Annotated in this window: 13 protein-coding genes; 5 read left to right on the top strand and 8 right to left on the bottom strand. The window is 42.3% G+C overall.

The window, feature by feature from the left end; translation table 11 throughout:
* Positions 1–140 precede the first annotated feature (140 nt).
* Both OGH69_RS14465 and OGH69_RS14460 read right to left on the bottom strand, forming a co-directional pair.
* Positions 141–635 (bottom strand): hypothetical protein, encoded by a 495-nt coding sequence (locus tag OGH69_RS14465; RefSeq protein WP_265175196.1) that lies wholly within the window; start codon positions 633–635, stop codon positions 141–143.
* A 191-nt stretch (positions 636–826) separates the two neighbouring features.
* A complete protein-coding gene (locus OGH69_RS14460) occupies positions 827–1,612 on the bottom strand; it encodes a hypothetical protein (protein WP_265175195.1) in 786 nt (261 codons plus the stop codon).
* Positions 1,613–1,715: 103 nt separating this feature from the next.
* Between OGH69_RS14460 and aroC the strand changes: the two genes are divergently transcribed.
* From aroC to OGH69_RS14445, 3 genes are all read left to right on the top strand, one after another.
* Positions 1,716–2,765 (top strand): chorismate synthase, encoded by a 1,050-nt coding sequence (gene aroC / locus OGH69_RS14455; protein WP_265175194.1) that lies wholly within the window; start codon positions 1,716–1,718, stop codon positions 2,763–2,765.
* Between the two features lie 165 nt (positions 2,766–2,930).
* Positions 2,931–3,875 carry a T9SS-dependent choice-of-anchor J family protein gene (locus tag OGH69_RS14450; protein ID WP_265175193.1) on the top strand — a complete coding sequence of 315 codons (945 nt, stop codon included), beginning with the start codon at positions 2,931–2,933 and terminating at the stop codon, positions 3,873–3,875.
* A gap of 122 nt (positions 3,876–3,997) precedes the next feature.
* Positions 3,998–5,515 (top strand): T9SS-dependent choice-of-anchor J family protein, encoded by a 1,518-nt coding sequence (locus OGH69_RS14445; protein ID WP_265175192.1) that lies wholly within the window; start codon positions 3,998–4,000, stop codon positions 5,513–5,515.
* Between the two features lie 79 nt (positions 5,516–5,594).
* Here the strand turns inward: OGH69_RS14445 and OGH69_RS14440 are convergent, their stop codons facing one another.
* Together OGH69_RS14440 and OGH69_RS14435 are read right to left on the bottom strand one after the other, a co-directional pair.
* Positions 5,595–6,008, bottom strand: coding sequence for a thiol-disulfide oxidoreductase DCC family protein (locus OGH69_RS14440; protein ID WP_265175191.1), 414 nt, complete (start codon positions 6,006–6,008; stop codon positions 5,595–5,597).
* Positions 6,009–6,011: 3 nt separating this feature from the next.
* The gene (locus tag OGH69_RS14435; protein ID WP_265175190.1) at positions 6,012–8,180 is read right to left on the bottom strand and encodes an endonuclease MutS2; all 2,169 of its coding nucleotides are present in this window, start codon (positions 8,178–8,180) and stop codon (positions 6,012–6,014) included.
* Between the two features lie 134 nt (positions 8,181–8,314).
* Here OGH69_RS14435 and OGH69_RS14430 point away from each other — a divergent pair, with 134 nt between their 5' ends.
* Together OGH69_RS14430 and OGH69_RS14425 are read left to right on the top strand one after the other, a co-directional pair.
* Positions 8,315–8,980 carry a uracil-DNA glycosylase gene (locus OGH69_RS14430; protein ID WP_265175189.1) on the top strand — a complete coding sequence of 222 codons (666 nt, stop codon included), beginning with the start codon at positions 8,315–8,317 and terminating at the stop codon, positions 8,978–8,980.
* A 16-nt stretch (positions 8,981–8,996) separates the two neighbouring features.
* Positions 8,997–9,752: a LytR/AlgR family response regulator transcription factor gene (locus OGH69_RS14425; RefSeq protein WP_265175188.1), complete on the top strand. Its 756-nt coding sequence runs from the start codon at positions 8,997–8,999 to the stop codon at positions 9,750–9,752.
* 87 nt (positions 9,753–9,839) lie between these two features.
* On the opposite strand, the gene OGH69_RS14420 is transcribed toward OGH69_RS14425, so the two are convergent.
* The 4 genes from OGH69_RS14420 to OGH69_RS14405 form a co-directional block, all read right to left on the bottom strand.
* Positions 9,840–10,193, bottom strand: a complete 354-nt coding sequence (locus OGH69_RS14420) for a hypothetical protein (protein ID WP_265175187.1) — start codon at positions 10,191–10,193, stop codon at positions 9,840–9,842.
* A 65-nt stretch (positions 10,194–10,258) separates the two neighbouring features.
* On the bottom strand, positions 10,259–11,287 hold the full coding sequence (locus OGH69_RS14415; protein ID WP_265175186.1) for a M28 family metallopeptidase: 1,029 nt from the start codon (positions 11,285–11,287) through the stop codon (positions 10,259–10,261).
* Positions 11,288–11,397: 110 nt separating this feature from the next.
* Complete coding sequence (locus OGH69_RS14410) at positions 11,398–12,165, bottom strand: dienelactone hydrolase family protein (protein WP_265175185.1); 768 nt, start codon at positions 12,163–12,165, stop codon at positions 11,398–11,400.
* Between the two features lie 93 nt (positions 12,166–12,258).
* The gene (locus OGH69_RS14405) at positions 12,259–12,807 is read right to left on the bottom strand and encodes a type 1 glutamine amidotransferase domain-containing protein (RefSeq protein ID WP_265175184.1); all 549 of its coding nucleotides are present in this window, start codon (positions 12,805–12,807) and stop codon (positions 12,259–12,261) included.
* Positions 12,808–12,822: the final 15 nt, after the last annotated feature.

The raw sequence follows: 12,822 nt of genomic DNA, 5'->3' as shown, positions 1-12,822 counted from the left end.
GATTACTTTTGATTTATTATACACACCGCAAGTTAACAAACTTGCAGAATATAGGGAGCCCTCGGGCTCCCTTATTTGTTTAAAAAATTAGAGCTGCCTCACTTTTGAGACAGCCCCTTATTTTTTTTTCTGTTCTTAGCTTAAAACTTGAACCTTATGCCAAGTGCGATATCCGGACCGAAGTCATCTTCGCGGAAGTCATCGCCAAAGTAAACTTCTGGACGGAAGTCAAGTGATAGCTGTAGCGGTATGTCGAAGTTGTACTCGATACCTATGTCACCTGCCACGAACAGGAAGGTACCGCTGTCATCATCTCCGTCATATCCCGGAGGAACGTCGTCAAATTCCCATGTTCCTACACCACCACCTACACCGGCATACCAGTTAAAGCCACCCTCAATGTTCCAAACCCATTGATAAAGTCCTGTAAGCTTAAGGGCATCATAACGTTTAGAATCACGCCACCCAAGGTCAAGTTCGAGTCTGTTGTTGTCGCCTAAAAGACGTTGGTAAGAAATTTCCCCTCCAAATCCGTCGTTGTCGCCAAGGCGCAAACCTAGTGCATTTCTGTCCTGTGCGTTTGAGCTAAATGCCAATCCTATTAGCATAAAAGCAGATAACAATAGTTTTTTCATAAATGATCCATTAGTTGTTTACTAAGGCAAATTTATAAACCTCATTTTTGTAAGAATCAGGTTTTGTTAATGTTTTAACAGTTATGATTTTGTTAAACTTAATCTTACTTTTTATTATCACCTCATCATTGAAATAGAAAAGGCGCTAAAGCTTAAAGCTTTAGCGCCTTTTGTTTATGGACAGATAAAAGTTATTCTACACTGTAATCCACTAATATTTCCTCCTGGCTTTCAGATCCGGTTTGGGGAATTGGCAATTCGAAAGGTAATTGCCCCAATTCATACTGAAAATCGGTTACTACGTGAACCACGCCTATTCCTTCTGCGTAATATTGGCTCGATATTACTACATCCTGTGCAGACATGATGGTTAAAGGAAAAGGTATGCCTTCAATTGTGGCTGTTATCTCAAGGTTGAGTACAGTTTCTACTCTTTTTACATTAGTATAGGTTTGGTTGTTAATACTGTAAGTCGCAAGGTTTTCTTTTGCTGTAGTACCAAGTTCATAATTTAGGTTGAGGGGTATTCCTTCGTATTGTTGTGTTATTGTGCCGCTTACTTCGTCAAGCAGTGTGTTTGCTGCAGCACCTTGCTTAAAAATGGTAAAGTCGGAAACAGCAATTGTTGCCGGAAAATCTTCAGAAAAAGGTATTGCAGCGCTTCCGGAAAGAACCAATTCATCACCCGATGCGCGTACACCATTATTACTCATGGCTCCTGAAAAGAAACCTGTAGCCAGGAAACGGGTCTTAAGCTTTTTGTAAGTATTGCTACCAATTACAGTGTCATTGGCAACATAAAGTGAGTCCCTCCCGTCCTGGATACTGCCAGGCACATCGTATACCCAATAATTACCTGCTGCAAGGGGGAGGAAATTGGTAGCATCGCCATTATTATTGCTGCCGTTGCTGTCGTCACTGGAGCAGGATACGGCAAAAAAGCCAATGCTGAGAAGTAATAATCCGAATTTTTTCATAGGTTAGTTAAGTATAAGTTTATGCGAATATAATCCTTTTTTTCAAGCAGCTTAGTGATATTTTATTCTGTAAGAAAGACTATTTTTGTAAAAACACTTACTCATGGCAGGCAATACTTTTGGTACATTATTCAGGCTGACTACTTTTGGCGAATCTCATGGCCCGGCAATTGGTGGTGTCATTGATGGCTGCCCTCCGGGAATTGAATTGGATTTTGAGGCTATTCAGAATGAGCTTAACAGGAGGAAGCCCGGGCAATCTGCAATTGTAACGCAACGCAAAGAGGATGATGAAGTACAGTTTCTTTCAGGTATGTTTGAAGGCAGGACTACAGGGGCGCCAATCGGATTTTTGGTAAGTAATACAAATCAAAAGCCTGAGGATTACTCTCACATTAAAGATGTTTACAGGCCGTCCCATGCTGATTATACCTATGATAAAAAATATGGTATAAGGGACTACAGGGGGGGCGGAAGGAGTTCGGCCCGTGAAACTATCAGCAGGGTAGTGGGGGGGGCTGTAGCCCGGCAGGTTATTCCGGATATTACTATCAATGCCTTTGTGTCTTCCGTTGGAGACATATTTATAGATAAACCGTATCAGGCATTGGATTTTTCATTGACAGAAAACAATGCTGTCCGCTGTCCTGATCCGGTAACTGCAGAAAAGATGGAGGCTTATATTAAGGAGGTACGCAAGGAGGGTGATACTGTTGGCGGGACCATTACCTGCGTTTTGCAAAACGTTCCTGTGGGACTTGGCGAGCCGGTATTTGATAAGCTCCATGCTGAGCTTGGTAAAGCCATGTTGTCTATAAATGCAGTTAAGGGCTTTGAATATGGCAGCGGGTTTTGCGGTGCACGTATGAAAGGAAGCCAACATAATGATATTTTTAACCCTGATGGGAGTACAAAGTCCAACCTTTCGGGAGGGATACAAGGTGGTATCAGTAATGGTATGGATATTTATTTCAGGGTTGCTTTTAAACCTGTGGCAACCATAATGCAAAAGCAGGAAACCATTGATAGTTCAGGTAATGTAGTAGAAATGCAGGGCAGGGGCAGGCATGACCCCTGCGTGGTGCCAAGGGCCGTGCCTATAGTTGAAGCTATGGCGGCGTTAGTAATGGCTGATTTTTATTTGTTGAAATAATTCTTTATTAATTATAAACAGCAGATATGTTATTTTGTAAAGTTTTAAAATAGTTAATTTTTAGATTATTCTTTAGAATATTAAGATAATGAATGCGTTATCCTTTGTTTTTTTTGTCTTTTTGGTAATTGATCGTATCTTTGAGAAAACCAAAATACAGGATTTATGAAAAGACTACTACTTTTAGGAATTGCATTGTCAGGATCCGTTTTTGAGGGGAGTGCCCAAACCGTACTCATTGAGGATGGATTTGAAAACTATGAGGATTTTATCATCACAGGTATTGGAGATTGGCTCACACTTGATCTTGATGGTTCTGCAACCTATACAGGTGGAACAGATATACCGTGGGAAAATGCAAACGACCCACAGGCATTTATAGTATTCAACCCAAGTGCTGCGGGTGTTACTAATGCTACTTCCGGAAACGAGGTTAGGAATTTTGATCCCCATGGAGGTGAAAAGTATGCGGGTTCATGGGCGGCAGTTATGCCAGGTGACGGGGAAGGTGGCGCAGGTCCTAATAATGACTGGTTAGTAAGCCCGCCGTTAAATTTAGGCGCTTCATCAAATGAACTTACTTTTTGGGTGAAATCGCTTTCAAACAGTTATGGGCTTGAAAACTACCAGGTGGGCATTTATACGGGTACAGGTGCACCTTCAGCATCATCAGACTTTACATTATTGCCCGGAGCCGGCAGCCTTACTGCGCCTTACCCAACGTGGGAATTAAAAACTTTTTCCCTGGATGCCTATGCTAATCAAACTATCCGGGTAGGTATTCATTGCACATCTGTAAATGCGTATTTTTTCATGGTAGATGATTTTAAAGTTACTACAGCGACAGTTGCAGGTGTAAATGATAATCTTGCATCACAATTCTCTGTATATCCAAACCCTTCATCAGGTGTGGTAACTATTTCCAATAAAAATAATATTTTGATTGAAGGAATTTCGATAAGCGACATAAATGGGAGAACCGTAAAACAGATTAATGCCGGCAATGTGACTGAGACTCAGGTTACAATTACAGATCTTGCGGCAGGTGTATATTTAATGACACTTTCTTCGGATAAGGGAAGTATGACAAAAAAAATAATAAAAAACTAATTAGTTTTCAATATTATAAAAAAAACAGGCTGTTATGGTCTGTTTTTTTTGCTAAATTTTCATTCTACAAGTTGGAGATGATATATTTTTTCCTATTTTTGGGAAAAATTAAAATTATCATCATGAAAAAACATTTACTTTTAGGAGCCTTATTTTTCGGCTCTTTGATGTCAGTACATGCACAGAACACATGCGACGATGCATTACAGCTTACTGCGGGTACAACTGTTGTGGGTGCTATTGACGGTACCTATCTTACATTTGCAAATGGCGGATGCTGGCAAAGTGGTGCTACTGCTCCAAATGCAGAATGGTATTATATCATTCCTGACCAAAACTCACTAATCAGGATTAATACAAATATTGCTGCTAATAATCCTGTAACAGGTGATACTAGGATTTCTGTTTATACAGGATCCTGCGAAGACCTTACATGTTATGCAGGCAATGACGACGTAGATCCTGACAATGGGCCATTTCTTTCGGATTTAACTTTCCCTGCGGCGGCAGGTGAAGTTTATTTCATCGCATTTGATGACCGTTGGTCAGCAGCATCTTTCAGTGTAGAAGTTACTGTTACTCCAACTTCATGTTTTGGTGTTGAAACATTTGAATATGTTGCAGCTCCTACAACTACAACTGCTACTATTGGTTGGGATGCTCCGTCACTAGGAGTTCCTACGGGTTATATTTTTGAGTACGGACCGATGGGCTTTACACCTGGTACAGGTATGACTGAAACGGTTAGCGAAACTCAAATTGCTCTTGATGGCCTTACACCAAGTACTGATTATGAATTCTACATTACAACTGTATGTGGCGAAGGCAACGAAAGTGAAGTTGTAGGTCCAATTTCTTGGAGCACAGTTTTTGAACCTGCTAACCTTCCATATACTTATGGTTTTGAAACGCCAAGCCTTAACGGTTGGTCAGTATTTACTACTACCGGTGCTGCAGGACCATGGGACACAATGGTGGGTACATCTGCTGCATGGGCTCCGCAGGAAGGTGAAACAGGTATGGCTGTTGGTGCATTCACGACTGCAATCGATTCATGGTTGTTCTCACGTGGATTAAATCTAACTGCTAATCAACAAGTAACTATCACTTACTATGTTCGTGAAAGGATAGGCGCAGGTAACGGTGGTGTAAACAACCTTATAGTTACAGTTGGTAACGACGCTACTGTAGCTGCACAAACTACAACACTTGCTACGCACAATGATTTTGCTACTTCTACTGAATGGTCACTACAGACAGCCACATTCACTCCATCAGCTACAGGTGTTTATTTCCTTGGTTTCCATTGTAACTCTCCTGCACAGGTTGCAGCGAACTTCGGATGGATCACTCTTGATAATGTAACTGTAACTGGTACTGCAGGTACAAATGAAAACCTTGCGTCTCAACTGTCAGTTTTCCCTAACCCTGCTACAAATGTTATCAACGTGATTAATAACAAAAACATCCTTGTTAATGGTATACAAATCGTTGACCTTAACGGACGCACTGTAAAATCAGCTAAATTTGATGGTGTTACTGAAGCTCAGGTTAACATTTCTGACCTTGCTAACGGTGTTTACATGATGACTGTTTCTTCTGACAAAGGAACTATGACTCAGAAAATCGTGAAAAACTAATTACAGTTTTCCATAAAATAAAAGAGCCCCGATTATCGGGGCTCTTTCTTTATATACACTTTCGGAAAAGGAAGTACTGTTACAGGAACTTTGCCTTCATTTCCGCTGTCGGTACCATGCACTCGTCTTTTTTTCCGTACCATTTGTAGCGGTTGCGGGCTACATAATCATATACTTTGTTGGACAACCAATTAGGTAATACTGAAAACATGCCCATCAGTAGAAATACTCCGCCCAGTTGATTTGCAATCTTTATGGCAGCCTCTGCTTTGTAGTAATAGGCATGCCCGGGCTCATAAAGTATTATCGAATCGGTTTTGGATGTGTCTATGCCAATATGGCTTATGATTTGTTGTCCCAAGTCCGATTGCAGCGCTACAAATCTGAACACGTCCCTCTTGTCGCGCTTAATGATAAATTGGACTGTGGCATCGCACAGGTTGCATACCCCGTCAAACAGTATTATCTTTTTATCTTTGGGCAGGTTTTCCATAGTTTATTTCTTTGCCGCTTCCACGAGTTCCAACGATTCCAAATCTACTTTTGAGGTAAAGATGCCGTAGTTTACAGTTGCCTTCATCTTTTCGATTACATCGATGGTACCAACCGATTTTCCATCGAGCATGCGTACACGGTCGCCTACTTTGAGGATGGCTTTCGGTTTTTCTATGGCTTTTTCCTTTATCTTCTTTTCTTTTTTCTCCTGGCGTATTTCCTCCACCTTTACCTGTACTTCGGCAATGACCTGCTTCTGTACAATTTCCTTTTGTTTTTTTTCCTTTGGTGTGGCTTTCTTACGCTTGGAGTTCTCGATTTCTACCATTTTCAGGAATTCGCCAATGAGTTCCTTTTTATTCTTGCTGTTAAAATATTTCTCGCTAATGTCATCAATCTTCTGGCCCATGTAAATCAGGCGCTGGTTGGCATCATATAGTTCCTGGTAGCTTTCCAGCTTCTGTTGTATTTTGGTGTTGATGTTCTCCATCTTTTTGCCCTCTTCACGAGCCTTTATTTCTTCCTCTTTGAGTATCTGCGAGGTCTTTTCAAGCTTAGAGCGCTCTTTCTGGAGGTTGGCGATTGTCTTGTCAAAACGTACCTTACTTCCTTCAATTTTCTTTTTGGCACGGTTAATCAGCCCATAGGGTATGCCGTTTTTTTGTGCTACCTCAAAGGTAAACGAGCTTCCTGCCTGACCCAGTATCAACTTGTACATAGGTTCCAGTGACTTTTCATCAAAAAGCATGTTGGCATTGGTTGCATAGGGCAGTTCGTTGGCCAGTATCTTCAGGTTCGTGTAATGCGTTGTAATAATGCCGAAAGCCTCCCTGTGATAAAACTCTTCGAGAAAAGTTTCTGCCAAAGCTCCACCCAGCTCCGGATCTGATCCTGTACCGAATTCGTCAATCAGGAAAAGTGTCCTGTCGTTGCACTTCTTCAGGAAGTAATTCATGTTTTTCAGCCTATAGCTGTACGTACTCAGGTGATTTTCTATGGATTGGTTGTCTCCAATGTCGGTCATAATCCTGTCAAACAGGAATGTTTCACTACGTTCGTGTACGGGAATCAGCAGGCCACATTGAAGCATTAGTTGCAGCAGCCCGATGGTTTTCAGGGTAATGCTCTTACCTCCGGCATTGGGCCCGGAGATAACTATGATTCTGTTCTCTTGGGTCAGCTCGATCGTCTGGGGATAGGTTGTTTCACCTTTTCTTTTATTATTGATGTACAGGATAGGGTGGTAGGCCTCCCTGAAATAAAGCCTTTTTTCGTTGGTAATGTTCGGCAGCAAGCCGTTTATCCTGCGGGCATATTTTGCCTTGCCGGAAACTACGTCAATGTCCGACAGAAAATCCTGGTAATCATATAGCAATGGCACAAAAGGCCGTATTGCATTGCTCAGTTGCTTTAGGATGCGCTTTACTTCTTCCTTTTCCTCATATTCATAATTGCTCAACTCACGTGACAGTCGCAAAGTAGCTTCTGGCTCAATGTAAGTGATGCTTCCTGTTTTGGAACTGCCAAGTATGGATCCTTTGACCTTGCGTCGGTACATGGCCAATACTGCCAAAACCCGCCTGTTTTCCACTACGCTTTCTTTTATATCGTCCAGGAAGCCCTGGCTGTTGTATTGGGTAAGCGCGCTGGCAAAACTCTGGTTGATGCGGCCTTTCACTAGTGCCATTTCACGGCGTATCCCGGCCAGCTCAAAAGACGCATCATCTTTAACTTCACCATACTTGTCCACTACCTTGTCAATGTTCTTGAGAATCTCTTTGGTATATTCCACCTGTTCAGCCCTGGCGTTTAGGTTAGGGTAGTAGTCGTTGAATTTTTCCAGGAACTTTATCAGCGTATTTACCGTATCCGACAGGTTGGCAATCTTACGGAATGCCGAAGCATCGAGGTAACTATCCTCAATGGCCAAAAACTTTATTTCGTTGGTAATCGGCTCAAACCCATGATTGGGCAGGGCGTTGTTATTATCAAACGAGGAAACATATTCCGATGTCTGCCGCAAGGCCTGCATCAGTTCCTCCTTATTTTTAAAAGGGGTAATGTGCATCGCCTTTTCATGGCCCGGCTCGGTAGTGCAACCTGAAGCCACAGTTTCAAGGACAGTATGAAACTCTAAATCTTTAAGTGTCTTATCTGTAATCGTAATCATTCTTTTTGTAAAGCAAATTCTATGCAAAAATACTACATAATCGCTGTGGCTGAACATTTGGCAGAAAAGTTTAAGCAGGCTTTATACATTGGCTATACAAGCCATTGCTTATATTTGCGTATAATTGAAATGCAATGAACGTAGCTATACACGATTCGTGGAAAAAAGTGCTTGCCGGTGAATTTGACAAGCCTTATTTTGAAAGCCTTATCGGTTTTGTAAAGGATGAATATGCCCAAAATACCTGCTACCCTCCCGGAAGGCAGATATTTTCCGCATTCGACCATTGCCCTTTTGATAAGGTAGAGGTGGTGATACTCGGCCAGGACCCCTACCACGGTCCGGGGCAGGCGAATGGCTTGTGCTTTTCGGTAAACGACAACATACCCATGCCTCCATCGCTTCAAAACATATTTCGTGAGATACAAACCGACCTGGGCAAACCTTTTCCTTCAAACGGTAATTTGGAACGCTGGGCCAGCCAGGGTGTGCTTTTGCTCAACGCTGTGCTTACAGTTAGGAAGGGTGAAGCCAACAGCCATCAGGGTAAGGGATGGGAAAATTTTACCGATGCCGTTATCCAGAAGATTTCCGATGAGAAGAAAGATGTAGTATTCCTGCTTTGGGGCGGCCCGGCCAAAAAGAAAGGTGCGCGTGTAGACAGGGACAAACATTTGGTACTGGAATCAGGACATCCATCGCCGTTGAGTGCGAATAAGGGGCATTGGTTTGGAAACAGGCATTTCAGCAAGGCCAATGCTTTCCTTGCAGAGAAGGGTAAAAAACAAATCGAATGGTAATTTGATCATAAACGGTATGAACGTAATAATCATTGAAGACGAAAAACCTGCTGCACGCCTGCTGCAACGAAAATTACAAAAGCTGGACATCGAAGCAGGGACCATGCTGCACTCGGTAGAAGAGTCAATAGAGTGGTTTCAGCGAAATCCGCAGCCTGACCTGATATTCCTTGACATACAGCTGAGCGATGGTCTTTCTTTCGATATATTCGAGGCCATCCCGATAAGCAGCGCGGTGATTTTCACCACGGCCTATGATGAGTATGCCCTGCGTGCCTTTAAACTCAACAGTATTGATTACCTGTTGAAGCCTATTGATGAAGACGATCTTGAGGCCTCAGTAAACAAGTTTAAAGAACGCGTGCCCCAACCCCAGCAGCTTTCGGTGGATTTTGACCAGATCAAGCGCATGCTGGCGAATCCCCAGGAGAAAAACTATAAGAAGCGGTTTACGATAAAAATGGGGCAGCACCTAAAAATGATCAGCGTAGAGGATGCCGAATGCTTTTACAGCGAAAATAAAGGAACTTACATTCATACAACAGATAACAGGAATTACCTGCTGGAAACTACGTTGGAACAGCTTGAAAATGAGCTTGACCCGAACAAGTTTTACCGCGTGAGCCGTAAGTTCATCATATCGGTCGACGCCATCAAGGATATAGTAGTATATACCAATTCCCGCCTCAAAGTAATCCTGCCTACCTATAAGGACGATGAAGTAATAGTGAGCCGCGAGCGGGTAAACGATTTCCGTGATTGGATCAGTTAGGTAATGTAAAACCTTCAGGAGATTTGGTAATAATCATAAATAATTAAGCCCAGCGTTTTGCTGGGCTTACTTATTGTTAAATCAGGCTTATGTCTTGGTATAGGTACGGGCTACGCCTTTTTCGGTCATTATGAATTGTTTCTTCTCCGGGTTGAATATGATTGTAATCCCTTCCTTTTCGGATTTAAAGAGATGAGTACCTGTCGATTCCAGGGGTATGGAAGGCTTTCCGGGTATCTTGCAGAGCAACCTGTCGCCTGCATCTACTATCACAATAATATCTTCACTACCGGTGGTCGAGTAGGCACCATGATACGTTTTAAAATCCTGTTGTTTTGCCAGGGCGCGTGATGTTCGGGCGTTAGCATTTGTTTTATCCTGTGCCGCAACAAACTGTGCCGCAAACAAGACAAAAAGAACTGCAAAGAATTTTGTTTTCATAATTTTAATTTGTTGGTTGTCCTGCTAATTTACTGAAAATAAGTTATGAAACTGTAATGGGCCAATTATTTTCCGTCCTTGTCAACCACAGGGCGGTTATCGCGGTTGGCCAGTTCCCATGCCGTTACAAAAGCAAGTTGTGCCCTTTTGGCTAACAGGTCATATTCAATCTTATCAGGCGTATCGCCGGGCTTATGGTAATCGGCATGTACACCATTGAAATAGAAGATGATTGGTATACCTTTTTTTGCGAAGTTATAATGGTCCGACCTGAAATAAAACTGGTTTGGATCTTTCCTGTCATTATACTTATAATCAAGATCCAGCTTTGTGTATTTTTTGTTGGCTTCTTCGTTTATGTTATGCAGGTCGGTACTAAGTCGATCCGATCCAATAACATACACATAGTTGCCATTGTCTTTGTGATTATCATCCCTTCGGCCTATCATGTCGATGTTAAGGTCAGCAATGGTATTGGCTATAGGAAACAATGGGTTTTCGGAATAGTATCGTGAACCATGCAGGCCATGTTCTTCTCCGGTAACATGAAGGAAAAGTACAGAGCGTTTCGGACCGTATCCATCTGCTTTTGCTTTCATAAATGCCTGAGCTATCTCAAGCAGGGCAACTGTACCAGAGCCATCATCGTCGGCACCGTTGTATACTTCACCATTCTTCATGCCCACATGATCGTAATGTGCCGAAATGACTAACACTTCATCCGGCTTTTCAGTTCCTTCAATATAGGCCCATATATTTTCAGAATCTCCCAGTTTAGGGCTAAATGATTTGGCCATATATGCGGATGGCACTTTTTGGTAAAAATTTTCCGCCCCCTCAGGAAAAGAAATATTATTAGCCTCATATTGCTTTATAAGGTATTCCCCTGCTTTTTTCTGGCCTGGCTCTCCTGTATTTCTACCCTCCATTTCGTCACCGGCAACGATGAAGAGATGCTTTTTGAGGTCTTCCGGCGTAATGGAGTTCATATATTTTTCGACATTCGCCTTGGCATAATCCTTTGGTGTGTTTTTTCCTGAACTGCATGAAAGTACAAACAGCGACAGTGAAGCTAATAAAAGTGCTTTTCTCATGATGGTTATTTTGGGTATTAGTAGAGTAAATATAGTGTTTTGTTACACGTAAAATGTAAGTAACACGAATTACACCAATTTGCCAGAATTGAAATTGTAATTTTCAGCAATTATTGTTTGAAGACCTCCTCTAAAAATAGTAAAAAATGCTCCCATGAGCGTTTGTCTGCCGTTGCGTTATACGCTGCTCCTTTAGAGTTGTCGTTGCCGGCTTCTTTTTCAGTAAAAGCATGTACGGCACCGGAATAGTATACCATTTGCCAATCAGCTTTGCCATCTTTCATTTCCTTTTGGAAGGCTTCAATGTCCTTTTGTGGAACATAAGGGTCATCTGCACCATGAAGTATAAGTACTTTAGGTTTTATTGTCCCGTTAGGTCGTGAGGCATCCTTGCCCAGCCCACCATGAAGAGAAACTACTCCTTTTACATTCAGCCCGCCCCGTGCGGCTTCCAATGCTCCTGTACCGCCAAAGCAATAACCTATTACAACAATATTGTCTTTATCTGCGCCGCTGGCTATTAGCGCATCAAGGGCTGCCTTGATTCTTTTTTGGTAGAGCTCAGGATTATTTTTGTAATATCCCGATTTCTCACCGGCCTGTTGCGGGGTAGTGGGGGTGTTGCCCTCCCCATAAATATCGGCAACAAAGGCGTAATAGCCCAATTCGTTTAGCTTAGTCGCGACTTCCTTTGTATGGTTATTGATGCCCATCCATGCCGGGAGGATAAGAATGCCTGGGTTTTGTTTAAGTGGTTTTTTCGGCACTCCTGAAAAACCGTTTAGCTTTTGAGAGCCTTCTTTGTAAGCTATAGGCTTCAGTTGTGCATTTACCTGTAGTGCCATCATCAGGGTAATGATTAATAGTTTAATTTTCATTGTTTGGATATTTTTTATAAAGTTAAAAAAGAAAGCCTTCATACGCAATGGCATGAAGGCTTTCATCGAATCAGGCATTAGCCTTAAATATTCTTATGAATGCTGCAGCTCGTGTTTTCCTTCTTTGATTTCCTCTACCATTTTTTTATTAAATGCAGGCAAGTCATCCGGGGTACGGCTTGTTACCAAGCCATTATCTACCACTACTTCAGCATCTTTCCAGTTGGCACCGGCATTCATGAGGTCCTTTTTAACAGAGAAAAAAGAAGTAAGCTCGCGGCCATCTACCACTTCGGCATCAATAAGTATCTGCGGGCCGTGGCATATTGCTGCTACAGGTTTCTTCTCGTCGAAAAAGCTCTTTACGAATGCTACGGCATCTTCGCTTCTCCTTAACTGGTCTGGATTAATAACACCTCCCGGAAGTACAAGTGCATGGTAATCGCCCGATGTCACTTGGTCAAGGGTTTTGTCAACCTTGTAGTCGCCGCCCCAGTTGCCGTTGGCCCATGCCTTGATGGTGCCACTTTTCAGGCTAACGATGTCGGCTGTCCAGCCTTGTTCCTCGAGGTATTCTTTTGGTGATTTCAGTTCGCTTTCTTCAAATCCATTGGTTGCCAATATGGCTACTTTCTTGCTCATAATGTTTTATTTTTA

Origin of the sequence: Flavobacterium sp. MFBS3-15 (assembly GCF_026107645.2) — a bacterium.
In the GTDB taxonomy this organism is placed as follows: domain Bacteria; phylum Bacteroidota; class Bacteroidia; order Flavobacteriales; family Flavobacteriaceae; genus Flavobacterium.
The sequence above is the reverse complement of the archived record's forward strand: the minus strand, read 5'-3'. Positions and strand labels throughout refer to the sequence as shown.

Coding starts and splice junctions, on each gene's coding strand:
- OGH69_RS14425 (WP_265175188.1), top strand. CDS start 8,997: ATGAACGTAATAATCATTGAAGACGAAAAACCTGCTGCACGCCTGCTG.
- OGH69_RS14460 (WP_265175195.1), bottom strand. CDS start 1,612: ATGAAAAAATTCGGATTATTACTTCTCAGCATTGGCTTTTTTGCCGTA.
- OGH69_RS14405 (WP_265175184.1), bottom strand. CDS start 12,807: ATGAGCAAGAAAGTAGCCATATTGGCAACCAATGGATTTGAAGAAAGC.
- OGH69_RS14445 (WP_265175192.1), top strand. CDS start 3,998: ATGAAAAAACATTTACTTTTAGGAGCCTTATTTTTCGGCTCTTTGATG.
- OGH69_RS14420 (WP_265175187.1), bottom strand. CDS start 10,193: ATGAAAACAAAATTCTTTGCAGTTCTTTTTGTCTTGTTTGCGGCACAG.
- OGH69_RS14450 (WP_265175193.1), top strand. CDS start 2,931: ATGAAAAGACTACTACTTTTAGGAATTGCATTGTCAGGATCCGTTTTT.
- OGH69_RS14415 (WP_265175186.1), bottom strand. CDS start 11,287: ATGAGAAAAGCACTTTTATTAGCTTCACTGTCGCTGTTTGTACTTTCA.
- aroC (WP_265175194.1), top strand. CDS start 1,716: ATGGCAGGCAATACTTTTGGTACATTATTCAGGCTGACTACTTTTGGC.
- OGH69_RS14430 (WP_265175189.1), top strand. CDS start 8,315: ATGAACGTAGCTATACACGATTCGTGGAAAAAAGTGCTTGCCGGTGAA.
- OGH69_RS14440 (WP_265175191.1), bottom strand. CDS start 6,008: ATGGAAAACCTGCCCAAAGATAAAAAGATAATACTGTTTGACGGGGTA.
- OGH69_RS14435 (WP_265175190.1), bottom strand. CDS start 8,180: ATGATTACGATTACAGATAAGACACTTAAAGATTTAGAGTTTCATACT.
- OGH69_RS14410 (WP_265175185.1), bottom strand. CDS start 12,165: ATGAAAATTAAACTATTAATCATTACCCTGATGATGGCACTACAGGTA.
- OGH69_RS14465 (WP_265175196.1), bottom strand. CDS start 635: ATGAAAAAACTATTGTTATCTGCTTTTATGCTAATAGGATTGGCATTT.